Annotated in this window: 31 protein-coding genes; 22 read left to right on the top strand and 9 right to left on the bottom strand. The window is 69.7% G+C overall.

Going from position 1 to position 22,931, the window contains the following annotated elements:
* Positions 1–109 precede the first annotated feature (109 nt).
* Both PKE84_RS12695 and PKE84_RS12690 read left to right on the top strand, forming a co-directional pair.
* Positions 110–979, top strand: coding sequence for an oxidoreductase (locus PKE84_RS12695; protein WP_271177617.1), 870 nt, complete (start codon positions 110–112; stop codon positions 977–979).
* 125 nt (positions 980–1,104) lie between these two features.
* The gene (locus PKE84_RS12690; RefSeq protein WP_271177616.1) at positions 1,105–1,854 is read left to right on the top strand and encodes an ABC transporter permease; all 750 of its coding nucleotides are present in this window, start codon (positions 1,105–1,107) and stop codon (positions 1,852–1,854) included.
* A gap of 10 nt (positions 1,855–1,864) precedes the next feature.
* Here PKE84_RS12690 and PKE84_RS12685 read toward each other — a convergent pair whose 3' ends face one another.
* The 4 genes from PKE84_RS12685 to PKE84_RS12670 are packed head-to-tail and all read right to left on the bottom strand — an operon-like array spanning position 1,865 to position 4,482.
* On the bottom strand, positions 1,865–2,677 hold the full coding sequence (locus tag PKE84_RS12685; protein ID WP_271177615.1) for an OmpA/MotB family protein: 813 nt from the start codon (positions 2,675–2,677) through the stop codon (positions 1,865–1,867).
* A gap of 2 nt (positions 2,678–2,679) precedes the next feature.
* Complete coding sequence (locus PKE84_RS12680) at positions 2,680–3,480, bottom strand: motility protein A (RefSeq protein WP_271177614.1); 801 nt, start codon at positions 3,478–3,480, stop codon at positions 2,680–2,682.
* Positions 3,480–3,827, bottom strand: coding sequence for a flagellar FlbD family protein (locus tag PKE84_RS12675; RefSeq protein ID WP_271177613.1), 348 nt, complete (start codon positions 3,825–3,827; stop codon positions 3,480–3,482). Before PKE84_RS12675 ends, PKE84_RS12680 begins: the two co-directional genes overlap by 1 nt.
* Before the next feature lie 46 nt (positions 3,828–3,873).
* On the bottom strand, positions 3,874–4,482 hold the full coding sequence (locus PKE84_RS12670) for a TetR/AcrR family transcriptional regulator (protein WP_271177612.1): 609 nt from the start codon (positions 4,480–4,482) through the stop codon (positions 3,874–3,876).
* A gap of 63 nt (positions 4,483–4,545) precedes the next feature.
* On the opposite strand from PKE84_RS12670, the gene PKE84_RS12665 reads away from it, so the two are divergent.
* The 15 genes from PKE84_RS12665 (at position 4,546) to PKE84_RS12595 (ending at position 16,798) form a co-directional block, all read left to right on the top strand.
* Positions 4,546–6,036 (top strand): MDR family MFS transporter, encoded by a 1,491-nt coding sequence (locus tag PKE84_RS12665; protein ID WP_271177611.1) that lies wholly within the window; start codon positions 4,546–4,548, stop codon positions 6,034–6,036.
* Between the two features lie 77 nt (positions 6,037–6,113).
* Complete coding sequence (locus PKE84_RS12660; protein ID WP_271177610.1) at positions 6,114–6,995, top strand: flagellar motor switch protein FliM; 882 nt, start codon at positions 6,114–6,116, stop codon at positions 6,993–6,995.
* Between the two features lie 5 nt (positions 6,996–7,000).
* Positions 7,001–7,705: a flagellar motor switch protein FliN gene (fliN, locus tag PKE84_RS12655; protein WP_271177609.1), complete on the top strand. Its 705-nt coding sequence runs from the start codon at positions 7,001–7,003 to the stop codon at positions 7,703–7,705.
* 7 nt (positions 7,706–7,712) lie between these two features.
* Complete coding sequence (locus PKE84_RS12650; protein WP_271177608.1) at positions 7,713–8,222, top strand: FliO/MopB family protein; 510 nt, start codon at positions 7,713–7,715, stop codon at positions 8,220–8,222.
* Between the two features lie 44 nt (positions 8,223–8,266).
* Positions 8,267–9,076 (top strand): flagellar type III secretion system pore protein FliP, encoded by an 810-nt coding sequence (gene fliP / locus PKE84_RS12645; RefSeq protein ID WP_271177678.1) that lies wholly within the window; start codon positions 8,267–8,269, stop codon positions 9,074–9,076.
* The gene (gene fliQ / locus PKE84_RS12640) at positions 9,076–9,351 is read left to right on the top strand and encodes a flagellar biosynthesis protein FliQ (protein ID WP_271177607.1); all 276 of its coding nucleotides are present in this window, start codon (positions 9,076–9,078) and stop codon (positions 9,349–9,351) included. The genes fliP and fliQ overlap by 1 nt, the downstream gene beginning before the upstream one ends.
* Positions 9,351–10,112, top strand: coding sequence for a flagellar biosynthetic protein FliR (locus tag PKE84_RS12635; protein ID WP_271177606.1), 762 nt, complete (start codon positions 9,351–9,353; stop codon positions 10,110–10,112). The genes fliQ and PKE84_RS12635 overlap by 1 nt, the downstream gene beginning before the upstream one ends.
* The gene (locus PKE84_RS12630) at positions 10,109–11,200 is read left to right on the top strand and encodes an EscU/YscU/HrcU family type III secretion system export apparatus switch protein (RefSeq protein ID WP_271177605.1); all 1,092 of its coding nucleotides are present in this window, start codon (positions 10,109–10,111) and stop codon (positions 11,198–11,200) included. Before PKE84_RS12635 ends, PKE84_RS12630 begins: the two co-directional genes overlap by 4 nt.
* Positions 11,197–13,245, top strand: a complete 2,049-nt coding sequence (locus PKE84_RS12625) for a flagellar biosynthesis protein FlhA (protein WP_271177604.1) — start codon at positions 11,197–11,199, stop codon at positions 13,243–13,245. The genes PKE84_RS12630 and PKE84_RS12625 overlap by 4 nt, the downstream gene beginning before the upstream one ends.
* Entirely contained in the window at positions 13,223–14,128 is a 906-nt protein-coding gene (locus PKE84_RS12620; protein WP_271177603.1) for a hypothetical protein, read from the top strand. The genes PKE84_RS12625 and PKE84_RS12620 overlap by 23 nt, the downstream gene beginning before the upstream one ends.
* A gap of 4 nt (positions 14,129–14,132) precedes the next feature.
* Positions 14,133–14,369, top strand: a complete 237-nt coding sequence (csrA, locus tag PKE84_RS12615) for a carbon storage regulator CsrA (protein WP_271177602.1) — start codon at positions 14,133–14,135, stop codon at positions 14,367–14,369.
* Between the two features lie 84 nt (positions 14,370–14,453).
* Complete coding sequence (locus tag PKE84_RS12610; RefSeq protein ID WP_271177601.1) at positions 14,454–15,038, top strand: cysteine hydrolase family protein; 585 nt, start codon at positions 14,454–14,456, stop codon at positions 15,036–15,038.
* 239 nt (positions 15,039–15,277) lie between these two features.
* Positions 15,278–15,916, top strand: coding sequence for a TMEM175 family protein (locus PKE84_RS12605; protein ID WP_271177600.1), 639 nt, complete (start codon positions 15,278–15,280; stop codon positions 15,914–15,916).
* Positions 15,917–15,953: 37 nt separating this feature from the next.
* Positions 15,954–16,163, top strand: coding sequence for a hypothetical protein (locus PKE84_RS12600; protein ID WP_271177599.1), 210 nt, complete (start codon positions 15,954–15,956; stop codon positions 16,161–16,163).
* On the top strand, positions 16,160–16,798 hold the full coding sequence (locus tag PKE84_RS12595) for a GrpB family protein (protein ID WP_271177598.1): 639 nt from the start codon (positions 16,160–16,162) through the stop codon (positions 16,796–16,798). The genes PKE84_RS12600 and PKE84_RS12595 overlap by 4 nt, the downstream gene beginning before the upstream one ends.
* On the opposite strand, the gene PKE84_RS12590 is transcribed toward PKE84_RS12595, so the two are convergent.
* Positions 16,768–17,022: a hypothetical protein gene (locus tag PKE84_RS12590; RefSeq protein ID WP_271177597.1), complete on the bottom strand. Its 255-nt coding sequence runs from the start codon at positions 17,020–17,022 to the stop codon at positions 16,768–16,770. The two genes, PKE84_RS12595 and PKE84_RS12590, sit on opposite strands and share 31 nt — an antisense overlap.
* 238 nt (positions 17,023–17,260) lie before the next feature.
* On the opposite strand from PKE84_RS12590, the gene PKE84_RS12585 reads away from it, so the two are divergent.
* The 3 genes from PKE84_RS12585 to PKE84_RS12575 all read left to right on the top strand — a co-directional run bounded on the left by PKE84_RS12585 (position 17,261) and on the right by PKE84_RS12575 (position 20,233).
* Positions 17,261–19,537 carry a glycoside hydrolase family 3 C-terminal domain-containing protein gene (locus PKE84_RS12585; protein WP_271177596.1) on the top strand — a complete coding sequence of 759 codons (2,277 nt, stop codon included), beginning with the start codon at positions 17,261–17,263 and terminating at the stop codon, positions 19,535–19,537.
* 93 nt (positions 19,538–19,630) lie between these two features.
* On the top strand, positions 19,631–19,852 hold the full coding sequence (locus tag PKE84_RS12580) for a hypothetical protein (protein WP_271177595.1): 222 nt from the start codon (positions 19,631–19,633) through the stop codon (positions 19,850–19,852).
* A gap of 51 nt (positions 19,853–19,903) precedes the next feature.
* Positions 19,904–20,233: a hypothetical protein gene (locus PKE84_RS12575; protein WP_271177594.1), complete on the top strand. Its 330-nt coding sequence runs from the start codon at positions 19,904–19,906 to the stop codon at positions 20,231–20,233.
* Between the two features lie 97 nt (positions 20,234–20,330).
* Here the strand turns inward: PKE84_RS12575 and PKE84_RS12570 are convergent, their stop codons facing one another.
* The 3 genes from PKE84_RS12570 to PKE84_RS12560 all read right to left on the bottom strand — a co-directional run bounded on the left by PKE84_RS12570 (position 20,331) and on the right by PKE84_RS12560 (position 21,206).
* Positions 20,331–20,489 (bottom strand): hypothetical protein, encoded by a 159-nt coding sequence (locus PKE84_RS12570; RefSeq protein ID WP_271177593.1) that lies wholly within the window; start codon positions 20,487–20,489, stop codon positions 20,331–20,333.
* Positions 20,490–20,559: 70 nt separating this feature from the next.
* Positions 20,560–20,910 (bottom strand): hypothetical protein, encoded by a 351-nt coding sequence (locus PKE84_RS12565; RefSeq protein ID WP_271177592.1) that lies wholly within the window; start codon positions 20,908–20,910, stop codon positions 20,560–20,562.
* A complete protein-coding gene (locus PKE84_RS12560) occupies positions 20,907–21,206 on the bottom strand; it encodes a hypothetical protein (protein ID WP_271177591.1) in 300 nt (99 codons plus the stop codon). The genes PKE84_RS12565 and PKE84_RS12560 overlap by 4 nt, the downstream gene beginning before the upstream one ends.
* A gap of 105 nt (positions 21,207–21,311) precedes the next feature.
* Here PKE84_RS12560 and PKE84_RS12555 point away from each other — a divergent pair, with 105 nt between their 5' ends.
* Positions 21,312–21,680 (top strand): cupin domain-containing protein, encoded by a 369-nt coding sequence (locus PKE84_RS12555; protein WP_271177590.1) that lies wholly within the window; start codon positions 21,312–21,314, stop codon positions 21,678–21,680.
* A 104-nt stretch (positions 21,681–21,784) separates the two neighbouring features.
* Complete coding sequence (locus PKE84_RS12550) at positions 21,785–22,087, top strand: PASTA domain-containing protein (protein ID WP_271177589.1); 303 nt, start codon at positions 21,785–21,787, stop codon at positions 22,085–22,087.
* Positions 22,088–22,174: 87 nt separating this feature from the next.
* Here PKE84_RS12550 and PKE84_RS12545 read toward each other — a convergent pair whose 3' ends face one another.
* Positions 22,175–22,903 (bottom strand): SDR family NAD(P)-dependent oxidoreductase, encoded by a 729-nt coding sequence (locus PKE84_RS12545; protein ID WP_271177588.1) that lies wholly within the window; start codon positions 22,901–22,903, stop codon positions 22,175–22,177.
* Positions 22,904–22,931 lie beyond the last annotated feature (28 nt).

Raw genomic sequence — 22,931 nt, 5'->3', positions numbered from 1 at the left:
CACGGCGTCGATCGGAGGGCGGAGCCTGTCCCTCCTGGTCCCAGGATCACCGCGGCTCTCCCGCTGCCGCGCCCGCGGGGTGAGGATCGTCACTGTCGAAAGGACTCCCATGATCACAACCGCTCCCGGTGGCACCCTCACCCTCGCCGACGACCTCACCATCAGCCGGATGGGGTTCGGCGCCATGCAGCTCGCCGGTCCCGGCGTCTTCGGACCGCCGCGCGACCGTGACGCCGCCATCGCCGTGCTCCGCGAGGCCGTCGAGCTCGGCATCACTCACATCGACACCGCCGACTTCTACGGACCGGTGGTGACCAACGAGATCATCCGCGAGGCGCTGCATCCGTACCCGGAGCAGCTCCGGATCGTCACCAAGGTCGGCGCTCGCCGTGGGCCCGACGGCTCCTGGATGCACGTGCTCGACCCCGAGGACCTCCGGCTGCAGGTGCACGAGAACCTCGAACACCTCGGGCTCGACTCGCTCGACGTCGTGAACCTCCGCCTCAGCTCGGCCGAGGGGACGACGGACGAGGTGATCACCGAGCAGTTCGAGACGCTGGCCGACCTGCAGCAGCAGGGGCTCATCCGGCACCTGGGGCTCAGCGGCGTCACGGAGGCGCAGCTCGACGAGGCGCTCGCGGTCGCTCCGGTCGTGACGATCCAGAACTACTACAACCTGGTGCGGCGCGGAGATGATGCGCTGATCGAGCGCTGCGAACGGGAGGGGATCGCCTACGTGCCGTTCTTCCCGCTCGGCGGCTTCTCCCCGCTGCAGTCGTCGACTCTCGACGAGGTGGCGGCGGATCTCGGTGCGTCGGCCCAGCAGGTCGCTCTCGCCTGGCTGCTGCAGCGCTCGCCGGCGATCGCTCTCATCCCGGGCACCTCGTCGGTGGCGCACCTGCGCGAGAACGTCGCGGCCGCCGAGCTGACCCTGCCCGTCGAGGCCCTCGCCCGCCTCGACGCGATCGCCGAGCGCTGACGCTTTGCGTTGACGCTTTACGCCGACGCTCGACGCTCCGCCTGAGTCGCATCGACTCGGCGCTCCGATCCGCCGCGAAGGCCGAGTTGATGCGACTCACCGTTCCGCGACCGTAGGGTCGGAGCATGCCCATTCTCAGCGAGCTCGCTCCGACCCTCCTCGGCGTGCTCCTGCTCGCCGCGGTCGCGACAGCGGTGCTCGCCGCCTACCGCGTGCCGCGACGGTGGGCGCCGTTGCTCGCCATCCTGCGCGGAGCGTTGCAGCTGGCGGTCATCAGCCTCATCCTGGCCGGCGTCATCACCAACCCGCTCTGGGTGGCCGCCGCCCTGCTCGTCATGTTCTGCGTGGCGGCCGCGACGGCGACGCGACGCATCGGCTGGAGCCGCGATCACGCGCTCATGATGGGATCCGCGATGGCGGCCGGCATCGCCGTGACGCTCGTGATCGTGTTCACCACCGGGGCGATCGCGTTCTCGTCGCGCTACGTGCTCGCGATCGGCGGCATCATCATCGGCAACTCGATGAGCATCGCGACCCTCGCCGGGCGCCGCTTCACCGAGGGGGTGAACGACCACTGGGACGAGGTCGAGGGCTGGCTCGCGCTGGGAGCGACGCCGCGGCAGTCGACGCTGGAGCTGGCGCGCGGGGCCGTCTACGGAGCGCTCATCCCGTCGGTCGACCAGACCAAGACCACCGGTCTGGTGACGCTTCCCGGCGCGTTCGTCGGCGCCATCTTCGGTGGGGTATCGCCGCTCGAAGCCGGACGCTTCCAGGTGGTCGTGCTCGCCGCGATCATGGCCGCCGGCTCGATCACCGCCGTGCTGGTCGCGTACTGGCTCGCACCGGTGAAGGTGCGTCCGGTCCGTCTCAGCTGACTCCGGGAGATCAGCCGGCGCCGACGGCGGGGGTCTTCAGAGCCTGCGGGATGAGCGCGCGCACCTTGTCCGGCTGGTTCGACAGCACCACCACGTCCACGCGGCGGTTCGCAGCGAGATCGCGGTCGGAGGTTCCCGTGGCGTTGGCGAGCGGCCGGGCCGAGCCGTAGCTGACCGCCGCGATGCGCCCTTGCGGAAAGCGGTTGACCTCGACGAGATGACGCAGCACGCTCGTCGCGCGCCCGGCCGACAGCTCCCAGTTCGTCGGGTACGGCGCGCCGGGCTGGCGCAGGTCGGCGTGCCCCTCGATCGACACCTGGTAGGGCGCACCCGTGATCGCCGGGCCGATGTCGTTGAGCACTGCGACCGCCGTCGCACTGAGCTCGGCGCGGTTGGAGGCGAAGAAGGTCTCGTTGCCGACCAGGCCGATCGTGAGACCTCGGGCGTCGATCTTCATCGTCACGTCGGTCTGCAGGCCGTCACGGCCCAGCGCGAGCATGATGCGGTCGCGGAGCGCCTTGAGGTTCGATGCCTCCTGCTCGGCCAGCGCCAGATCGGTGTTGTCGCCCTTGTCGTCGACCTGCGACGGCGGCACGATGACACCGCTCGCCGTGTCGATCTTCTGCGACTTCACCTGACCGAAGCCGGTGGCGAGGGAGTCCTTGAGCTCGGCGAACTTCTTCTGATCGACCGTGGACATGGCGAACAGCACGATGAACATGCACATGAGCACGGTGACCATGTCCATGTAGGAGGCCATCCAGCGCTCCTCGTTCTCGTGCTCCTCCTCGGGCTCGTGCTTGCGCCGGCGGGACGCGGCCATCGCTAGGCGGCTTCCTTGAGCTTGTCGGCCTTCGGCTTGTCCGTCTTGAGCTTGGCCGGAGCATCCGGGACCATCGCGCGCAGCCGCTCACCGAGCAGGCGCGGCTGGCTGCCGTCCTGGATGGCGAGCACGCCCTCCATGAGGAGCGTCATGCGGTCGACCTCGAGTTCGGAGAGCCGACGCAGGCGGGCGCCGATCGGCAGCCACAGGAAGTTGGCGGAGAGGAGTCCCCAGAGGGTCGCGACGAACGCGCTGGCGATCATCGGGCCGAGCTCGCCCGGCTGCGACAGGTTCTCGAGCACGTGCGTCAGGGACACCACGGTTCCGATGATTCCGATCGTCGGCGCGTAGCCGCCCATGCTGCTGAAGAACTTGGCGGCGACGCGGTCGCTCTTGGAGCGCGTCGCGATCTCGTCCTCGAGCAGGACCCGCAGCTCGTCGCCGTCGGTGCCGTCGGCGATGTTCTGCAGGGCGCGCTTGAGGAACGGGTCGTTGACGCCGTCGGCCTCCTGCTCCATGGCCAGCAGTCCGTTCGCGCGGGCCTTCTCGGCGAGCCCGACGACCTGGTCGATGACCTTCTGAGGCGGGTCGATCTTGCCGCGGAAGGCGCGCGGGAGCGCCTTCACGGCGACGAGGAAGTCCTTGACCGTTCCGCTCGCGATGCCGACGGCGATGGTCGCGCCGAAGACCAGCACCATCGGGGCGGGCAGCAGCAGCGCGCTCAGCTGGGCGTGCTCCATCGTCACCATCGCGACGACGGAGGCGAACGCGACGACGATGCCGATTATGGTTGCGGGATCCATCACTTCTTCCTTGCGCGCAGGGGGACGGTGCGGGAGGGGTCGGTGAGGGGACGACGGGTGCTGCCCAGATCGTCGCCTTCGCCGTCGTCGCCCTCCGCGGGCGGGACGAGACCGAGCTGCGGGGTGCCGACGGGGCGCGGACCCGACGCCGGGAGGTCGTGAGCGAGCGCGATGACCCGTGCCCGGTAGGCGGCGATCTTCTCGATCACCTCTCCCATGCTCTCGGTGACGATGAACTTGGCGCCGTCCACCATGACGAGCGTGGTGTCGGGGCTGGCGTGGATCCGCTCGATGAGGTCGGGGTTGACCGCAAACTGGGTGTCGTTCAATCGGGTGACGACGATCATGGGCGCGAATCCTGGTCTCGGCTCCGGGTGAGCCGTCACAGGGCGACTATCGGCCGCTGCGCCCGGATCGTAAGAGCGGCATGACCACCTCGTCGACGATTGCGTCGATCGTCTGCTGCGGCACCGGTTTGAGCGTCATCAGGACTTCGTGCCGGAAGAGGTCGCTCGGCAGGGAGCGGATGCGGCGTGTCAGGCGCTCGGCATCCACTTCGCCGCGCGCGATGGCCCGGTCGTAGATGGTGTCGATGGTGGACTCCCGCCCGGCGAGCACGATGTCGCGTAGATCGGACGGGCTGCTCCCGGTCTCCCGGTAGAAGCTGCCGAGGTGGGCGCTCAGCACGGCCGCGAAGCCGAGGCGCGTCTCATTCGCCTGCTGCATGAGGGCGACCAGATCGCCGCGCAGCGTGCCGGTGTCGGGAAGCGGGCGCCTGCTCTTCGCGCTCTCGTGGGCGATGGCGGCGCGCACGAGCTCGGGTTTCGTCGGCCAGCGGCGGTAGACGACGGGCCGGCTCGTGCCGGCCCGCGAGGCGACGCCGTCGATCGTGAAGTCGGAGTAGCCGGCCTCGACGAGCTCGTCCCAGGCGGCGTCGAGGAGGGCGTCCTCGAGCTCCTGCCCGCGTCGGCGCCGGGCGGGCGCCTCGTCGATGAGATCCATTTGTGTATCTTATCGTGACGGCGTAGCATCACAAGATACATCCACGTATCTTAAGGAGTGGCGATGGCCGAGAAGGAACGCATCGATCCGGCAGTGCTCAGGATCTCGATCGCCGTGATCGCCGGCGCTCTCGCCGTGATCTTCGACACCACGATCGTCTCGGTGGCTCTGCACACGCTCGCGACGGATCTGCACACCTCGGTCGACACCATCCAGTGGGTCAGCACCGGCTATCTGCTCGCCCTCGGTGTGACCATCCCGATCGTCGGCTGGGCGCAGCAACGGGTCGGGGGCCGGCGCCTCTGGATGCTGGCGCTCACGATCTTCCTGCTGGGCTCCATCCTCTGCAGTCTCGCCTGGGACGCCCCGAGCCTGATCACGTTCCGCGTGGTGCAGGGGATCGGCGGCGGCATGATGCTGCCGCTCATGTCCACCCTCGTGATGCAGGCGGCGCACGGCCAGAACCTCGGGCGCATCATGTCGGTCGTCAGCCTGCCTGCGGTCCTCGGGCCGATCCTCGGCCCGGTCGTCGGGGGAGCGATCCTCAGCGCGTTCGACTGGCGCTGGCTGTTCTGGGTGAACGTGCCGTTCTGCATCCTGGGGCTGATCCTCGCGATGCGGCTGATCCCGCGCGATGCGCCGGGGACGCGCGCACGCCTCGACGTCGTCGGGCTGCTCCTGCTCTCACCCGCCATGGTGGGCATCCTCTACGGTCTCTCCAACGTCGCGCGCGACGGCGGCTTCGCCCGGGCCGACGTGTTCATCCCCCTGATCGCCGGAGCGCTGCTGCTCGCCGGTTTCGTCGTGTGGGGCATCCGCCGTGGCGAGCGTGCGCTGGTGGATGTGCGGCTCTTCCGGCACCGTCCGGTCGCCTCGTCGTCGGCCCTGCTGTTCCTCTCCGGCGCCTCGCTGTACGGCGCGATGCTGCTGATGCCGCTCTACTTCCAGGAGGTGCGGGGCACGGATGCCCTCGGAGCCGGGCTGCTGCTGGTGCCGCAGGGCATCGGCACGCTGATCAGCCGCGCGACGGCCGGCCGGCTGACCGACACGATCGGCGCCCGCTGGGTGGCGCTGGTCGGGTTCGCGATCGTCGGTGCCGCCACCGTTCCGTTCGCACTCGCGAGCGCGACGACGAACGAGTGGATCCTGATGGCGGCGCTGCTCGTGCGGGGGTTCGGACTCGGGGCGGTGACCATCCCGCTCATGACCGTCGCGTTCATCGGGCTGGACCGGGCGGATGTGCCGCACGCGAGCATCCTGACCCGGATCGCCCAGCAGATCGGCGGTTCGTTCGGGGTGGCGCTGCTCGCGGTCATCCTGCAGTCGGCGGCGATCGGGGCGCACGGTCTCGAGGGGATCGCGGACGCGTTCGACGTGGCGTTCTGGTGGGCTGTCGGGTTCACGGTCGTCGCGATCGGGCTCTCGTTCTTCCTCCCCGGACGTCCACCGGCGACGCCCCCGGCGGCCGCTCCCGCGCGGGCCGCCGCACCGGCCGTCGCACCGGCCGGCGCAGCTCCGGAAGCCTCCGGCGACACGCAGGTCCGCCCCGCCTAGCTCCGGAGACTCGGAGTCGCATCAAGTCGCGCAGGTTTTCCCTAACGCGGCGGGCGACGCGGCCGATAGTCGGGCTCGTGACCACCCTGTTCGCCGACACCAGCGCTCCCGAGGCACAGGTGTACGACTTCCGCCGGCCGACCACCCTGGCCAGGGAGCACTCGCGGGTGCTCGAGCTCGCGTTCGAGACCTTCGCCCGCCAGTGGGCCACCCAGCTGACCGCCAAGGTGCGCGTGCTCAGCCAGGTCACGTGCGGACTGGTCGCGATGCAGACCTACGACGAGTACGCCGCCTCCCTTCCGCAGACGACCGCGATGGTGCTCTGCGAGCTCGACGGACTGGCGCCGAAGGGCGTCATCCAGTTCCCGACCACCGCCGCCCTGTCGTGGGTCAACACGATGCTGGGCGGTCAGGGAACGCCGACCACGATCGAGCGCACGTTCACCCAGATCGAGCACGCCCTCGTCCGCCGCCTCATGGACGACGCGCTCGAAGACCTGCGGTACTCGCTCGGCGCTCTGCTGGTGGCGCCGATCGCCGTCGACGCCATCCAGTACAACTCGCAGTTCGCGCAGGCCGCCTCCACCACCGAGCTGATGATCGTCGCGAGCTTCGACCTGCGGGTCGGCGAGAACGTGTCGACCGCCACCGTCGCGATCCCGGCCCTCGCGCTGCTGCCGCAGCTCGGCGAGACGAACCCCACGAGCAGCGCCGACAACGCGCGCGAACTCATCGACGCGCAGCTCGCGCACGTCCCCGTCGACGTGTCGCTGCGCCTCACGCCCGCCCAGGTGAAGCCGAGCGTCGTGCTCGGGCTCTCCGTCGGCGACGTGCTGTCGATCCCGCACCCGCAACACCGACCGTTCGATCTCGCCGTCGGGGGCCACCCCGTCGCCGGCGCGGCGCTCGGAGCCAACGGCTCCCGCCTGGCCTGCGTGATCGTGAAGACAGAGGACTGACCACGATGAGCATGACCACCACCTCGACCGTGCTGCCCCTGGCGGCCGCGCGCGCCCTCGCCGGGGTGCTTCCGACCGGGGCGCCGCTGACGCCGCGCCTGCACACGACCGACGGGTTCGCGGGACAGACCGCGCGCGCCGTCGTCGCAACGTTCGTCGGATCGGTCTCCGCGGATCTCGCGGTCGTGCTGCTCGACGCCCCCGAGCTGGTCGACGACACCACCGACGGCGCACCGGTCGTCGCCCTCCAGGACGTGCTGCAGCCGGCGCTCGAGGCCGCCAGCGAGGCGCTGGGCGCCGGAGTGCTCGACGACGCCCGCGTCGACGACGCGACCGACCTCTTCTCCGACCCGGAGACCGTCGTCTTCGAACTGGCCGCGCCGGCAGGCATCGCCGGATGGTTCGCGGTGCGCATCCGGCAGTCGACCACCGAGCGCGCCTCGCTCGCCGGCGGCTTCGCGGGCAAGCTGGGCCGCATCAGCAACGTCGAGATGGCGCTCACCGTCGAGATCGGCCGCACCAGGATGCCCGTGCGCGACGTGCTCGCCATGGAGCCGGGTGCTGTGATCGAGCTCGACCGCTCGGCCGGCTCGCCCGCTGATGTGCTGCTCAACGGACGCCTGATCGCGCACGGCGAGATCGTGGTCATCGACCAGGACTACGCGGTGCGCATCACCAAGATCCTCGACGCCGCAGAAGACCTGGACTGACCTCTTCGTGGATACCGTTTTCGTCGCCCTCCGGGTACTCGTCGTACTCGGCGTGATCGTCACTGTGCTCTGGTACGTGCAGCGACGCGTCACCAAGGGCAAGCGCGGCGCCCGACGCGGCAACGCGGTGACGGTCGTGGGCCGCCAGGGCGTCGGCGCCAAGGCGTCGGTCGTCGTGGTCGACGTCGATGGAACCCGCTTCGTGCTCGGCGTCACCGAGCGCGCGGTCAACGTGCTGCACTCCGGGGACCGCCCCGTCGATGCAGAGGTCACCCGGCTCGCGCCGGTGCGTCAGACCTTCGCCAAGTCCCTCGACCGGGTCGAGGAGCCCGCAGTCGTCGAGGGCGAAGCAGTATCGGTCTCCGGGGCCGTGAAGCCCGGAACGTCAGACAGGCAGGATGCCGATTACCTGAGTGCGCACGGACGCGCATCCGTTTTCGACGAGGCCCTCAAGGGCTCGATCCTGTCACCGGCCACGTGGAGACAGGCGAGCTCGGCGGTGCGCGCGAAGAAGTGAGGGCGGCCGTCGGGCGACTCGCCCGCTCCCCGCGCCTCGGCGTGATGATCCTCCTCGGAGTGGTCGCCGCCGTCGCCATGGTGCTGATCAGCGTCAACGTCGCGCACGCGTCGCCGCTGCCGATGGTGCCGAGCCCCGTTCCGACGCCGAGCGGCCCCGCCGGCCCCGGCGCCGGTGGCACCGGTGGCGTGACCATCGACATCAACGGGCCGAACGGCACGCCGTCGGCCGCCATCCTGACCCTGCTCGGGATCACGCTGCTCTCGGTCGCCCCGGCGCTGCTGCTGATGATGTCGTCGTTCACGAAGATCTTCGTGGTGCTCGCGCTCACCCGCAACGCGCTCGCGCTCCCGTCGATCCCGCCGAACCAGGTGCTCGCGGGCCTCGCCCTGTTCCTGTCGCTGTTCATCATGAGCCCGGTGCTGATCGACATCAACAGCCATGCCGTGCAGCCGTACCTCAACGGTCACATCGACTTCACGGCCGCGGTGAAACTGGCGGAGGCGCCGCTGCGCGGTTTCATGCTGGCGCACGTGCGCGAGGAGGACATCGCGCTGATGACCCGCGCCGCTGGGCGCCCCAACCCCGCAACGCCCGCCGCGGTGCCGATGCTCACGCTCATCCCGGCCTTCATGATCTCCGAGCTGCGCGCCGCGTTCATCATCGGCTTCGTGATCTTCGTGCCGTTCCTGGTGATCGACATGGTGGTGTCGGCAGCGCTCATGTCGATGGGCATGATGATGCTCCCGCCGGTGATGATCTCGCTGCCGTTCAAGATCCTGCTGTTCATCCTCGTCGACGGCTGGGGGCTCATCATCACCTCCCTCATCTCGAGTTACAAGGGCGGCGGCTGATGGACGCCAATGCCGTACTCGACATCGCGATGCAGGGGCTCCTGGTCACCGCGAAGCTCGCCGCGCCCATCGTGATCACCGCGCTCGTCGTCGGCTTCGCCATCTCGCTGCTGCAGTCGATCACGCAGATCCAGGAGGTCACGCTCTCGTTCGTCCCGAAGGCGGCGGCCGTCGCGGTGGCGCTGCTGATCTGCGGGCACTGGATGATCTCCGAGATGATCACCTTCACGAACGTGCTGTTCGAGAAGATCCCCTCGCTGCTGGGCGGCGGCTGATGAACATCCCGATCGATCTGGGCACGATCGAGGCGGTCGCACTGGCATCGCTGCGGATGATCGCCTTCCTGGTGATCGCCCCGCCGTTCTCGTACAACGGCATCCCGGCGCAGATCAAGGGGATGCTCGCCATCGGCCTCGCGATCGCCGTCGCGCCCAACGTCGCCGCCGGCTACCACTCCGCCGACACCGGCGCTTTCGTGCTCGACCTCCTCAAGGAGCTGGCGGTCGGCGCCACGCTCGGCTTCCTCGTGTACCTCGTGTTCGCCGCCGTGCAGTCGGCGGGCAACCTCGTCGACCTGTTCGGCGGTTTCCAGCTCGCGCAGGCCTACGACCCGCAGTCGATGGTCAACGGCGCGCAGTTCACCCGGATGTTCCAGATGACCGCCCTCGCCCTGCTGTTCGCCTCCGGCGGCTACCAGCTCATCATCGGCGGCCTGGTGCGCTCGTTCGACGCGATCCCGCTCGCCGCCGGCATCGATCTGGCCGATCCGGTGAAGCAGATGGTGTCGGGGGTCGGCCAGATGTTCCTCGCGGCCGTGCAGATCGCGGGACCGCTCATCGTCGTGCTCTTCCTCGCCGATGTTGGCCTCGGACTGCTGACCCGCGTCGCGCCCGCGCTCAACGCCTTCTCGCTCGGCTTCCCGCTCAAGATCATGCTCACCGTCGTGCTCTCCGGGGTGCTGTTCGTCGCGCTGCCCGGCGTGGTCGAGGGGCTCACCGGCACGGCGGTCAAGACGATGCTGGGGGTGGGCCGATGAGCGACGCGCAGGAACGCACCGAGCAGGCGACCGATAAACGGATGAAGGAGGCCCGCTCCAAGGGCCGCCTCGGCAAGTCGACCGACCTCACCGCCTGGATCGGCGTCGGCGCCGCAGCGGTGATGCTCCCGGTCACGATCGATCTCGCCAGCCGTGCCGGCGTCGACCAGATGTTCACCGTGACCTCCGTCATCCGCAACCCGGATCCCGCCGTGGCGCTGACCGCGTTCGGCGAGGCCTTCGGCAGCATCATGACCACCATCACCCCGATGCTCGTCGTCACCGCGCTCGCCGTGATCGCGGGCGCGGCGGTGCAGGGCGGTATCCACTTCAAGAAGTTCGAAGGCAAGTACGAGCAGTTCAACGTCGTCACCGGTCTCGGCCGCATCTTCGGGATGCGCGCGCTGTGGGAGGGCGCCAAGACTCTGCTGAAGTCCACCGTGGTCGCCGTCGGCCTGTACCTCGTCGTGCAGGGGCTGATGCCGGTGCTGCTGACCGCCGGCAGCATGTCGCTGAACTCGCTACTCGCCGCGGCATCCGGGGGTGCGGTCGGGCTGATCCAGGCGGCCGTCGGCGCCGGCCTGGTGCTCGCCGGCCTCGACGTGCTCGTGGTGATGCGCCGCAACCGCAAGCAGACGCGCATGACCAAGCGCGAGGTGCGCGACGAGAACAAGAACGCCGAGGGCGACCCGCTCGTGCGGTCGCAGCGCCGCTCCCGGCAGCTGGCGATGAGCCGCAACCGCATGATCGCCGCGATCGGCGGGTCGGATGTCGTGCTCGTCAACCCGACGCACATCGCGGTCGCGATCAAGTACGAGCCGGGCAAGTCGGCGCCGCGCGTCGTCGCGAAGGGTGCGGGCGCGATCGCGCTTCGCATCCGTGAGAAGGCGCAGGAGGAGGGAGTGCCGGTGGTCAAGGACGTTCCGCTCGCCCGCGCCCTGCACGCGAGCTGCCAGCTCGGCGACGAGATCCCGATCGACCTCTACAGTGCGGTGGCCCGCGTGCTCGCCTTCGTCATGTCGCTGAAGGCGCGCGGCTCCGCACACGGATTCCACACGATGACGCCCGTTCTGGGAGGACTGCAATGAAATCGACCACCGCGAAGGTCGCCGTTCCCATCGGCGTCGTCGGCATCATCATGCTGCTCGTCGTGCCGGTGCCCGCCTGGCTGCTCGACACGCTCATCATCGTCAACATCATGCTGGCTCTGGTCATCCTGCTCACCACGATGTTCGTCAAGAAGCCGCTCGACTTCTCGGTGTTCCCGTCGCTGCTCCTGGTCGCCACGCTCTTCCGGCTCGGCCTCAACGTCGCTTCGACGCGACTCGTGCTCGGTGACGGCTATGCGGGCCAGGTCATCCAGGCCTTCGGCCACGTCGCGGTCGGTGGTTCGATCATCATCGGCGCAGTGGTGTTCCTCATCCTCATCGTCATCCAGTTCATCGTGGTCACCAAGGGTGCCGAGCGCGTCGCCGAGGTCGGCGCCCGCTTCACCCTCGACGCGATGCCGGGCAAGCAGATGGCGATCGACGCCGACCTCAACGCCGGCCTGATCACCGAGGACCAGGCGCGCACGCGCCGCGCAGAGGTGTCGGCGGAGGCCGACTTCTACGGCGCCATGGACGGCGCGTCGAAGTTCGTGAAAGGCGACGCGATCGCGGGCATCCTGATCATCGTCATCAACGTGGTCGGCGGCATCGCGATCGGGATGATCCAGCGCGGCATGCCGATCGGCGACGCGATCAACTCCTACACGCTGCTCACGATCGGCGACGGCCTGGTCACGCAGATCCCGGCGCTGCTCATGGCGGTGTCGACGGGCATGATCGTCACCCGGTCCAACGCCGAGAGCGACATCGGGACCACCGCGAGCGGCCAGCTGAGCCAGTCGCGCAACGCCCTCACGATCGCCGGATGCGCGGCCATCGTCATGGCCCTGATCCCGGGGATGCCGCCCATCCCGTTCGTGCTGGTCGGTGCGTTCCTCATCCTGGCGGCTCAGCGACTGAAGACGTCGCAGGCGGCCGCGAAGAAGGCGGAGGCCGCCAAGGCCGCGGTGGCGAAGGCCGGCGGCACCGAGACCACGGACGACCTGCTCGAGCAGATGCGCGTGCACGCCCTCGAGATCACGCTCGCCCCCGACCTCGTCGACATCGTGAGCGGCGCCTCCGACGACCTGCTCGCCCGGGTGCGCGCCCTGCGCCGCAAGATCGCGCTCGACCTCGGCATCATCGTCCCCCCGGTGCGCACGCGCGACAGCGCCGACCTGCCGCCGTCGACCTACGTGATCAAGATCGCCGGCGTCGAGGCCGGCCGTGGGCAGGCGCCGTCTGGCCGGGTGCTCGCGCTCGGCGACAGCCTGGATGCCCTGCCCGGCACCCCGACGGTCGAGCCGGTGTTCGGGCTGGGCGCCAAATGGATTCCTTCGGAGATGCGGCACAGCGCCGAACTCGGCGGCGCGACCGTGATCGACCGCGTCTCGGTGCTGATCACCCACCTGTCGTCGATCATCACCGCGAACGCCGCGCGGCTGCTCACCCGCGAGGACGTGCGTCAGCTGACCGAGGGCGTCAAGCAGGTGAACCCCTCGGCGGTCGACGAGCTCGTGCCCAACCTGCTGACGCTCGCCGAGGTGCAGCGCGTGTTGCAGGGGATGCTCGTCGAACAGGTGCCGATCAACGATCTGCCGCGCATCCTGGAGGCGCTCGCGCTGCGGGCGAAGGTCTCGAACGATCCGGAGGGTCTGGTGGAGTCGGCACGGGCGGCGCTGGGCCCCGCGATCGTCGCGCCGCACCTCGACGGCGGTGCACTGCGGGTGATCATGATCGATCCGGGTCTCGAGCAGGCGATGCTCGAAGGGCTGCGCCCGTCGGAGGTCGGCACGCAGATCGTGCTCGATCCGGTGCGCCTGGAGGCGGTGCTCGGGTCGCTCAAGCAGACCGCGACGATGCTCGACGACGCCGGGGTGAGCGCGATCCTGGTGTGCGCTCCCGCGCTGCGGCCGTCGGTGCGGCGGCTCGTGGCCGGGCAGCTGAGCGGGCTGCCGGTGCTCTCGTACCAGGAGGTCACGGCGGTGCAGGCAGCGATCGAGACGGTGGGGGTGGTCCGCGTTGCGGAACCGATCGCAGCCTGAGTGGCTGAGCGGGACGGATGCGGAAGCCGACGCGGCGGCGCAGGCGGCGGCCGAGTTCGGCTCGATGTCGATCGCGGCCGGCCTGATCGCCGCGGAGTTCGCGGAACCCGACGATGTGCTGCCGGCGGTTTCGACGTCGGGATCGGCGTTCCAGGCGATCCTCGACGACCTGGTGAAGACGGTCGGCGACGATGAGCTCGCGGCGTCCGTCGCCTCGGGGTCCGTCGCGGCGCAGCCCGATCTCCCCGTGCCTCCCGTGTCTCCCGCGGCGCCCGCGGTCGGCGGCCTCACTGCCGCCGACGAATGGCCGGCGACCGTCGCTGAGTCCACCCCTCCGGTCGCGGTGCCCGCTCCTGCGGTGGCCGCCCCGGCCGCACCTGTCGCGCCGCCGCCCGCTCTGCTCCGCGGCCGCGGCGACCTCACCCTCGTCATCGGACTCGGAACCGACGCGCTCACCGCCGCCCGGATGCTCGCCGAAGCGATCGGCGATGCGGAGGTGCGACCGGGCGGATGCTCGCGCGCCGCGGCACCGCGGGTCGACGACCGGCGCGGCGCCCTCCGCGCACGCGCCGACGGCGTGCGACGCGAACGGCCGATCGTCGCCGCGTTCGGCGTGGCGGGAGGAGCGGAGCAGGTCGCCGGGCTCGCGGAGGCGCTCGCCTCGATCGCCCCCGACCAGGTCTGGGCGGCGGTCGACGTCTCCCGCAAGACCGAGGACACCGCCGCCTGGGTCCGCGCCGTCGACGGCATCCTGGCCGTCGATGCGCTCGTCGTCTCGGGTTCGGCCTTCACGGCGACCCCGTCTTCTGCACGCGGGCTCGGCATCCCGATCGGCTGGCTCGACGGTTCACCCGTCGGCGGTGCGCCGGTCGGGATAGGCTGAGCGAATGCTGGTACTGACGAGGAAACCCGGGGAGCGCGTGCTCATCGGCGACGACATCGTCGTGACGATCCTGGATGCGCGCGGCGACGGCATCCGTATCGGCATCGACGCCCCACGCGGCGTCCGGATCCAGCGCGACGAGGTCATCCGGGCGATCACCGAGGCCAACCAGGAGGCCACCGAGGCGGCCGCCTCGACGGACGACGCCGAAGCGATCATCAAGAAGACGCTCGGTCTCTGATCCGTCGGCCTTGATCTGTCGGTCGCGACCCGTCGGTCGTGCCCGTTCGGCCCGCATTCAGCGTCGGGCAAGTAGTTTACGTATGTGAACGATCTCCGCGCCCTCGACCCCGCCCGCACCGCGCTGCTCCTGATGGACCTGCAGCCCTCCATCCTCGGCCAGCATCCCGACGCCGACGGCTTCCTCGCACAGCTTCTCGCCGTGCGCGACGCGGCCCGCTCGGCCGGCCTGACCGTCGGGTACGTGCACGTCGCGCTGACCGCGGAGGAGGCGTCCCTGGTGTCGCCGAACAACATCATGTTCTCGGCCGCGGCCACCTCGGGCCGGATGCTCGCCGCCGATGCCGCCGTGCAGGTGGACCCGCGCATCCAGCCCGCCGACGGCGAGATCGTGGTGCGCAAGTCGCGCGTCGGCGCCTTCAGCACGACCGACCTGCGGGAGCAGCTCGAGTCGCGCGGCATCGACACCGTCGTGCTCACCGGCATCTCGACCAGCGGTGTCGTGCTCTCCACGGTCCGCGACGCGGCCGACCGCGACTTCCGGGTGATCGTGCTCAGCGACGGCGTCTTCGACCGCGACCCCGAGGTGCACCGGGTGCTCACCGAGAAGGTCTTCCCGCGTCAGGCCGAGGTGGTCACGGCCGGCGACTTCGTCGCCGCCCTCGGCTGACCGCGCCGCCCTGCGCCGCTGACCGCGCCGCTGACCGCAGAGCCCCTGCCCATCCACAGCCACTGAACCTCTGGCGCGCGTGAGTGGTCACGAACTGTCGCGTGCGGCCCCGATCCGGGCCCCGCAGCGACAATTGGTGACCACCCATGCGTTTGAGCTCTGCCGGTGAGCCGGCTGGTCGTCGGCCACTCACGCGCCGACCTCCCCGCGATGCGCCGGCGTCGCGGCAGAATGACCCTATGCGGGCGATCAAGACGGAGCGCGGCCTCGACCGGCTGGTGAACTTCTCCGACGCCACCGTCGCCATCGCGATCACCCTGCTGGTGCTGCCGCTGGTCGACATCGCAGGCGAAATCCAGAACAACAACATGAGCCTCGGCGAGCTCGTCAGCGACAACTGGGGCGCGTTCCTCGGTTTCGGCATCTCGTTCATCGTGATCGGCCGGTTCTGGACCATCCACCACCGCGTCTTCGAGTGGGTGGAGAGCTACTCGCGTCCGTTGATCACCGCGAGCCTGATCTGGCTGGCGGGCATCGTCTTCATCCCGTTCACGACCAATGTGCTCGCCGAGGCGAAGAACGGCCGCGCCGACGTCTACGCGCTCTATGTCGGGACGCTGGTCGTCACCTCCGCGGCGATGTTCTGGATGGAGGTGATCCTCTATCGCGACCCCGACCTCGTGCGCGAGGACGCCCGCGACCAGATCAACATCGTGCGGGGCTCGACGCCCGTGCTCATCATGCTGGTCTGCTTCGTGCTGGTCGTGGTCGCCCCGGGGATCGGGATGTACTGGCTGCTCCTGCACCTGCTCACCAAGCCGGTCGACCTGCTGTTGGAGCGGGTGTTCCGCGGACGGGGTTCACAGGCGCGCCCGTGAGGGCTACCGTCCGTACCTCAGACAGGCAGGAGATCCGATGCGTCCCAAATTCCTCGTCATCCTCGTGATCGCGGCGCTCGCGTACGTGCTGGGAGCACGCGCGGGTCGCGAACGGTACGACCAGATCGAGAAGGCGGTCACGTCGTTCTGGAACGATCCGACGGTCAAGAAGGCACGCGCCGAGGCGAAGAAGGATGCCGACAAGGCCCGCAAGGCGGTCAAGAAGAAGGCCAAGCAGCTTCGGTGACCTGGCTTCCGCCGCTCCCCGCCGACCCGCCGGTCACCGACGACGAGATGCGGGATGCCGTGGTCGGCGATCTCGTGCAGCTGGCGGTGCCGATCGCCGTCGTCGCCAGTGACCCGGAGTGGTCCGTGCTGTTCGAGCGCGAGGCCGACCGCATCCGGCAGGCGCTCGGGGATCGGGCGCTGGCCGTCGAGCACGTCGGATCGACCTCCGTTCCGGGGCTCGCAGCGAAGCCGATCATCGACATCGACCTCACGGTCGCCGACTCGTCGGACGAGCCCGCGTACGCGCCGGCACTCGAGGCCGCCGGCTACGTCCTGACGGTGCGCGAGCCGCACTGGGAGCAGCACCGGCTGTTCACCGGGCCCGCCAACCCTGTCAACCTGCACGTCTGGTCCGTGGGCGCCGACGAACCGCGCCGCCACGTCATCCTGCGCGACTGGCTGCGCAGCAACGATGACGACCGGATGCTCTACGAGGCCGCCAAGCGCGACGCGGCCTCTCGCCACTGGACGTACATGCACGAGTACAACAACGCGAAGTCGCCCGTGATCCGCGCGATCTACCGCCGCGCGCACGACGAACTCGTGCGACAGGGACTGCCGGATCAGGCCGGGTCGTCGTCCGACTTGGAGTAGTCGGTCTCCGTGTACTCGCCCTGCTCGTCAGAGGCGAGCGTCTCCTCGACGCCGTCCGAGTCGACGTAACTGCCCTCGGTCTCGGTCTCCGGACCGGCGAACTCCTCGGTCTCGGTGTACTGGCCGTGCACCGTGCGCTCCACAGGACCTTCACCGTCGGTTTCGGTGTACGTGCCCTCGAGGTTCTCCCGCTCGTCGCCGGCCTGCTCGTCGAATGCGCTCATCGTGGCTCCTTCCGCCGACATGACCGCTTGACGGCGCTCATCGTCGGCACGCTGTCGTGACGCCGACTCTACGCTTGCGGGCGTGGCACGGCTAGACGGCCGGGCGCACGTTCGTGCAGATCCATCCGGCCTCCCGCGTACCCGCGTCCCGTCGCACGCGGGCCTGGTTCAGGGCTGTGATCTTAAAACCGAGTGATGTAAGGTATTCCATATCCCGGGACCGTATCGAAGGAGAATCATGGTCGACCGACTGCCGCGCGCATCCGAACTGAACACCGAAGAGAAGGCCGCGCTCACGAGCGGGCTGAGTTTCTGGGAGTCGAAGGGCATCGAACGGGCGGGCATCCCGTCGATCTACCTCACCGACGGACCGCACGGCGTGCGCAAGCAGCGCGAGGGCGGCGACCACCTCGGCATCGGCGACAGCGTCCCGGCCACCTGCTTCCCTCCGGCCGTCGCCCTCGGTTCGTCGTGGGATCCCGAGCTCCTCGAGAGCGTCGGCCGCGCGCTCGGCGCGGAGGCGCAGACCGAGAAGGTCGGCGTTCTGCTCGGACCGGGCATCAACATCAAGCGCTCGCCGCTGTGCGGGCGCAACTTCGAGTACCTCTCCGAAGACCCGATCCTCAGCGGCCGGCTCGGTGCGGCGCTCGTGAACGGCCTGCAGTCGCAGGGTGTCGGCACCTCGCTCAAGCACTTCGCGGCGAACAACCAGGAGACGGACCGCCTGCGCGTCAGTGCCGACATCGACGAGCGCCCGCTGCGCGAGATCTACCTCCGCGGATTCCAGCACGTCGTCGAGCACGCGCAGCCGTGGACGGTGATGTGCTCCTACAACCGCATCAACGGCGTCTACGCGAGCGAGAACCCGTGGCTGCTGACCAGAGTGCTGCGTGACGAGTGGGGCTTCGACGGTCTTGTCGTCTCCGATTGGGGCGCGGTCAACGACCGGGTCGCGGCGCTCGTGGCCGGACTGGACCTCGAGATGCCGTCGACCAACGGGGTCACGGATGCCGAGCTGGTGGCCGCCGTGGCGGACGGCTCGCTCGACGAGTCGGTGCTTGACATCGCGGCCGACCGCATGATCGACCTCGTGCAGAAGGTCGTCGACCACCAGGATGCCGATGCTTCCTACGACCAGGATGCGCACCACGCGCTCGCCCGCGAGGTCGCCGCTCGCAGCATCGTGCTCCTCAAGAACGAGGGCGTGCTCCCGCTGCAGCCGGATGCCGCAGGCACCATCGCCGTGATCGGCGAGTTCGCCCGCACGCCCCGCTACCAGGGTGCCGGAAGCTCGCAGATCGTCCCGACCCGTTTGGACAACGCGCTCGACGAGATCAGCGCGCTCGCCAGTGAGGCGACCGTGAGCTTCGCGCCGGGGTATGTGCTCGACGACGCGGGCGCGGACGGTGCCGCACCTTCCGCCGAGACGCTCACCGCCGAGGCGGTGGCGCTGGCTCAGACGGCGGACGACGTGCTCGTCTTCCTCGGGCTGCCCGCCGAAGACGAGTCGGAGGGCTTCGACCGTGAGCACATCGAGCTCCCTGCCGCGCAGACCGCGCTGCTGGAGGCCGTGCTCGGCGCGAGCGACCGCGTAGTCGTCGTGCTGTCCAACGGCGGCGTCGTGCGCCTCTCCGGCTGGGCGGACCGCGCGGCGGCCATCGTGGAGGGCTGGCTGCTCGGACAGGCCGGCGGCGGCGCCGTCGCCGACGTGCTGTTCGGTGCCGTCAACCCGTCCGGCCGGCTGGCGGAGAGCATCCCGCTGCGGCTCGAAGACACCCCGGCGTTCCTGAACTTTCCGGGCGAGTCGGGTCACGTGCGCTACGGCGAGGGCCTCTTCGTCGGCTACCGCGACTACGACGCGCGCGATGCCGCGGTGAGCTTCCCGTTCGGTCATGGGCTCTCCTACACGACCTTCGAGTTCTCCGGTCTCGGCGTCACGGGCAGCGACGCGGGCATCGACGTCACGCTCACCGTCTCCAACACCGGCGATCGGGATGGCCGCGAGGTCGTCCAGGTCTACGTGGCCGTTCCCGGGTCGTCGGTGTCGCGCCCCGCGCGCGAGCTCAAGGGGTTCGCCAACGTGGCGGTGGCGGCAGGAGCATCGGAGCAGGTGACGATCGCCATCCCGAACGAAGACCTCGCGTACTACGACATCGAGCGTGCGCGCTGGGTCGTCGAAGGCGGCGAGTACGTCGTGAGCGTCGGCGCCTCCTCCCGCGACCTGCGCGCGAGCGCGAGCGCGACCCTCGACGGCGATGCCGGGCTGGCGACCCTGACCGCGGAGTCGACCCTGGGCGAGTGGCTCAAGCACCCCGTCGGCGGTGCGATCCTGTCGGGCGCTCTCGCGCAGATGGGCGACAGCGCGATGGCCGGGATGCTCGCCGATCCGTCGCTCATGCGCATGGTCGAGTCGATGCCGCTCAACCGCGTCGCCGCATTCCCCGGGAGCCCGGTGACGAGCGAGCAGCTCGACCAGCTGGTGGCTGCGGCGAACGGTGCAGCCGTCCCCGCCTGAGCGGTCGCGCGGCTAGAGCCACGCGACATACGCCGTCTGACGGCACACGTGAACCCCCTTGCAGAAGCGAGGGGGTTCGCGTTCGTTGCGGGTATGAGCGATCACAGGAATTCGGAGGACCCGGTCGAACCGATCACCGGCACCGACCAGACGAACGGCCTCGTCGATGGCCTCGAGGGCGACGACGGAGGCGCCATCGAACCCACGGCCGATCAGAACGTGATCGGCGACGCCATCCGCGACCTCGACCCCGACGCGGCGCCGAACGAGCACGACGAGGGCGAGACCTCGTACAGCGAAGAGGGCCAGCCGTAATCACGACTGCCCGTACTGTCGCACGTATTCCGATCCGGAAGGAGCATGTCGATGTCAGATACCAGTGGACTGCCGAACGCCGACGGCGAGGGGATCCCCGCCGAAGACCAGCCCGAACGCTTCGAGAACGCCCAGGCGGCTGAGCCGGCGGAGACCGAGCCGGGCCAGTCGGGCGACGACGGCGCGGACGCACCGTCGGGCGGCGATGCGGACTCGGGCGGCGATGCGCCGTCGACCGGCACGGCGCCGGAGGGCGCAGAAGACGTCACGGACGCCTCGACCACCGGCAGCGAGGCGGCGGAGCCGCCGCCCGCGGACTTCGACCCGGCTCAGCAGCCATCGAATCCCGACCTGGTCAAGAACACAGAACCACCGGACTGATCCCCTCTCCGGTGCGACCCCATCCCGTCATCCCCGGGGTGGGGTCTTCTTCGTATTCGGGAGTCCGGTAGGCAGCCGCGGGCTCACGGATGCGGGCTCACGGATGCGGCGCGCGCGCGCCGAGCATCCACGCCGCTCCGACCGCGACGCCGAGCAAGCAGAGGGACACGCCCGTCAGCAGCACTGCCGGCCCGCTGCCGGCGCGCGGCAGGATGAGTCCGGCGACGAAGGTGAGAGCGCCCACGTTGATGAGCACGGCGGCAATCCACCCCAAAGCCGTCCTCAGCGTCGGTCTCACGTTCCGTATCGTAACCGCCGGGCGGCGCTTATCGATCCTTATCGATCAGCTCGAGCAGATTCTTCGCGGCCTTCGCGATGTCGTCGTGGTCGTTCTGCGCGGCACGGCTCTCCAGCGAGATCACCGCGCAGCGATGGACCTTGCTGAAGTCGCCGAACGGAAAGCTGTAACGGCCCTTCGTCTCGGCGTTCTTCTCCGTGTCGGTGCCGAGGAACCACTCGCCGTATTCGCCGTAGCCGTGCTTCTCGATGTACGCGTTCTCGTCATCCGTGCTGGGCGCATCCTCGCTCCAGGCGTCGCGTTCGTCGCGCACGACCTTCCCTTGCTCCACCAGGCGCCGCGCGTGCGTCAGAGCCGTGCGATTGAGGGAGACCGTCATGCCTCACCCTGATTTCCCGTGGACGCGGTCTCGGGTTCGAGCGCCTCGTTGATGAGGGAGGCCACGAGCATCTTCCAATCGGAGCCCTCGTGAAGCGTCTCCGTGAAGCCGGTCGGCACGGCTCCGAAGACCGGCTCGTGCTCCTCGCCCTCGACGGAGACGCGGATGAGCGTTCCGAGCTCGGCATGCGACTCGTCGAGCACGACCCACCGGCCGGGGGCCTGTTTCTCGACGTGGAAGATGCGCCCCCGATACGGATAGCGGACGCTGGACATTTCGAGTTCACTGGCGGACATTGCTGACCCCTCTCGTCGGATGCCTCAGGCAGCATCCAACGCCCCCTGGGCCCGCGGCGCAAGGGTCAAATGCGCGCGGGTCGGCCCGCGCGCTAACGTGCTCACATGGTCACCCCTGAGGTACGCAACATCGACGACGCCCTCGCACGGATCGCGGAGCCGTGGCAGCCGCACCGGCTCGCGAGCATCAACGACTACGACGTGAAGGTGGTGCGGCTGCTCGGCGAGTTCGTCTGGCACAGTCATCCGGAGACCGATGAGCTGTTCCTGGTGCTCTCCGGCCGGCTCACGATCCAGTTGCGCGACCGCGACGTCGAGCTCGGCCCGAACGACGTGTTCGTGGTGCCGCGCGGGGTCGAGCACTGTCCGAAGACGGATGGCGAGGTCACCGCGATGCTCATCGAGCCGCAGGGCACCATGAACACGGGGGATGCGCCCGGGGAACGCACGTCGCCGCTGCGCGAGCTCGGGTAGGGCGAGCTCGGGTAGGGCGAGCTCGGGTAGGGCAGGGCTCGGGTCGGGCCGGGCTCGGCCGAACGGGGATTGACCGGATGCACGGCCCGGGGTTGCATGGCCCCATGCTGATGCGAACGGCGCGCTTCGCTCTCGTCGTCGCCCTCGCGGTGGCCGGCCTCACCGCCTGCGAGACGGTCGCGCCGCCCACGAGCGACACGACGGCCGCCGCGCTGATCGACGTGGTCGGGAAGCCCTCCGACCTGGCGGCGAAGCTGCTGCGCGGGGCGGACTACCAGGTGGTGGTGCACAACGCGGAGGGGGACGCGGTCGCGCTCTCCCCGAAACGACTCGTCACCGCGCAGAGCCCGGTGGGCGGCACGAAGCTGAACCCCGGGCGCACCGTCATCATCACCGTCGGTGACTGAGGCTCCGCTGAGCACGCCGACGTGCGTGGAATGTCCGGTTCGGCTGAAGTTCGACTCGACATCCGGCGCAACTCGAGGCGGGCTGGGTCAGAGGCCGCCGGTGACCCGGATGGTGGTGCCGGTCGCGTACGACGCGTCGTCGGAGAGCAGCCATGCGACGGCGCCCGCGATCTCGTCGGGCTGTCCGCCGCGGCCCAGCGGGACCGTCGGGGCCACGACCTCCGGCCTGTCGGGTTCGGGGTGGAACCCGGTGTAGATCGTGCCGGGAGCGACGCCGTTCACCCGGATGCCCAGCCGGGCGACCTCCTTCGAGAGTCCGACGGTCACGGCATCCACCCCGGCCTTCGCCGCCGCGTAGTGCACGTAGCGGTCGGGGCTGCCGAGGTACGCGGACGCCGACGAGATGTTCACGATCGACCCGCCGCCGTTTGTGCTCATCGCTCGGATCGCGTGCTTGGCGCAGATCAGCACGCCGACGAGGTCGACGTCGATGTCCCGTCGCACGGCGGCGATGTCCGCGTCGGCGAGCGGGCCGAATGCGCTCGCGGATCCGGCGTTGTTGACCAGACCGGTCACGGGGCTGAAGCCGGCCGCGGCCGCAGCGGCGAACAGTGCTTCGACCTGGGACTCGTCGGTCGTGTCGAGCTCGACGGTCAGCGCGCGCCGGCCGGCACTGCGCACGGCGGCGGCCACCTCGTCGGCGGCGTCTGCATCGGTGCGATAGCCGACGACGATGTCGTGTCCTTCGGCGGCGAGACGCCGGCAGATCGCGGCGCCGATTCCCCGGCTCCCGCCGGTCACGATCGTCAGGGGCATGCCATCACCCTACGACGCCCGCGCGCCT

Source organism: Leifsonia poae, assembly GCF_027921845.1.
GTDB lineage: Bacteria > Actinomycetota > Actinomycetes > Actinomycetales > Microbacteriaceae > Leifsonia > Leifsonia poae.
This window is presented reverse-complemented; position numbering and strand designations above follow the sequence as displayed.

What these genes read in the sequence shown, in the direction of transcription:
- fliP (WP_271177678.1), top strand. Translation starts at nt 8,267, where the DNA reads ATGATCCTCCTCGGAGTGGTCGCCGCCGTCGCCATGGTGCTGATCAGC.
- PKE84_RS12545 (WP_271177588.1), bottom strand. Translation starts at nt 22,903, where the DNA reads ATGCCCCTGACGATCGTGACCGGCGGGAGCCGGGGAATCGGCGCCGCG.
- fliN (WP_271177609.1), top strand. Translation starts at nt 7,001, where the DNA reads ATGAGCATGACCACCACCTCGACCGTGCTGCCCCTGGCGGCCGCGCGC.
- PKE84_RS12630 (WP_271177605.1), top strand. Translation starts at nt 10,109, where the DNA reads ATGAGCGACGCGCAGGAACGCACCGAGCAGGCGACCGATAAACGGATG.
- PKE84_RS12580 (WP_271177595.1), top strand. Translation starts at nt 19,631, where the DNA reads ATGAGCGATCACAGGAATTCGGAGGACCCGGTCGAACCGATCACCGGC.
- PKE84_RS12670 (WP_271177612.1), bottom strand. Translation starts at nt 4,482, where the DNA reads ATGGATCTCATCGACGAGGCGCCCGCCCGGCGCCGACGCGGGCAGGAG.
- PKE84_RS12605 (WP_271177600.1), top strand. Translation starts at nt 15,278, where the DNA reads ATGCGGGCGATCAAGACGGAGCGCGGCCTCGACCGGCTGGTGAACTTC.
- PKE84_RS12690 (WP_271177616.1), top strand. Translation starts at nt 1,105, where the DNA reads ATGCCCATTCTCAGCGAGCTCGCTCCGACCCTCCTCGGCGTGCTCCTG.
- PKE84_RS12635 (WP_271177606.1), top strand. Translation starts at nt 9,351, where the DNA reads ATGAACATCCCGATCGATCTGGGCACGATCGAGGCGGTCGCACTGGCA.
- csrA (WP_271177602.1), top strand. Translation starts at nt 14,133, where the DNA reads ATGCTGGTACTGACGAGGAAACCCGGGGAGCGCGTGCTCATCGGCGAC.
- PKE84_RS12565 (WP_271177592.1), bottom strand. Translation starts at nt 20,910, where the DNA reads ATGACGGTCTCCCTCAATCGCACGGCTCTGACGCACGCGCGGCGCCTG.
- PKE84_RS12590 (WP_271177597.1), bottom strand. Translation starts at nt 17,022, where the DNA reads ATGAGCGCATTCGACGAGCAGGCCGGCGACGAGCGGGAGAACCTCGAG.
- PKE84_RS12555 (WP_271177590.1), top strand. Translation starts at nt 21,312, where the DNA reads ATGGTCACCCCTGAGGTACGCAACATCGACGACGCCCTCGCACGGATC.
- PKE84_RS12575 (WP_271177594.1), top strand. Translation starts at nt 19,904, where the DNA reads ATGTCAGATACCAGTGGACTGCCGAACGCCGACGGCGAGGGGATCCCC.
- PKE84_RS12675 (WP_271177613.1), bottom strand. Translation starts at nt 3,827, where the DNA reads ATGATCGTCGTCACCCGATTGAACGACACCCAGTTTGCGGTCAACCCC.
- PKE84_RS12625 (WP_271177604.1), top strand. Translation starts at nt 11,197, where the DNA reads ATGAAATCGACCACCGCGAAGGTCGCCGTTCCCATCGGCGTCGTCGGC.
- PKE84_RS12600 (WP_271177599.1), top strand. Translation starts at nt 15,954, where the DNA reads ATGCGTCCCAAATTCCTCGTCATCCTCGTGATCGCGGCGCTCGCGTAC.
- PKE84_RS12695 (WP_271177617.1), top strand. Translation starts at nt 110, where the DNA reads ATGATCACAACCGCTCCCGGTGGCACCCTCACCCTCGCCGACGACCTC.
- PKE84_RS12680 (WP_271177614.1), bottom strand. Translation starts at nt 3,480, where the DNA reads ATGGATCCCGCAACCATAATCGGCATCGTCGTCGCGTTCGCCTCCGTC.
- PKE84_RS12560 (WP_271177591.1), bottom strand. Translation starts at nt 21,206, where the DNA reads ATGTCCGCCAGTGAACTCGAAATGTCCAGCGTCCGCTATCCGTATCGG.
- PKE84_RS12685 (WP_271177615.1), bottom strand. Translation starts at nt 2,677, where the DNA reads ATGGCCGCGTCCCGCCGGCGCAAGCACGAGCCCGAGGAGGAGCACGAG.
- PKE84_RS12550 (WP_271177589.1), top strand. Translation starts at nt 21,785, where the DNA reads ATGCTGATGCGAACGGCGCGCTTCGCTCTCGTCGTCGCCCTCGCGGTG.
- PKE84_RS12585 (WP_271177596.1), top strand. Translation starts at nt 17,261, where the DNA reads ATGGTCGACCGACTGCCGCGCGCATCCGAACTGAACACCGAAGAGAAG.
- PKE84_RS12665 (WP_271177611.1), top strand. Translation starts at nt 4,546, where the DNA reads ATGGCCGAGAAGGAACGCATCGATCCGGCAGTGCTCAGGATCTCGATC.
- fliQ (WP_271177607.1), top strand. Translation starts at nt 9,076, where the DNA reads ATGGACGCCAATGCCGTACTCGACATCGCGATGCAGGGGCTCCTGGTC.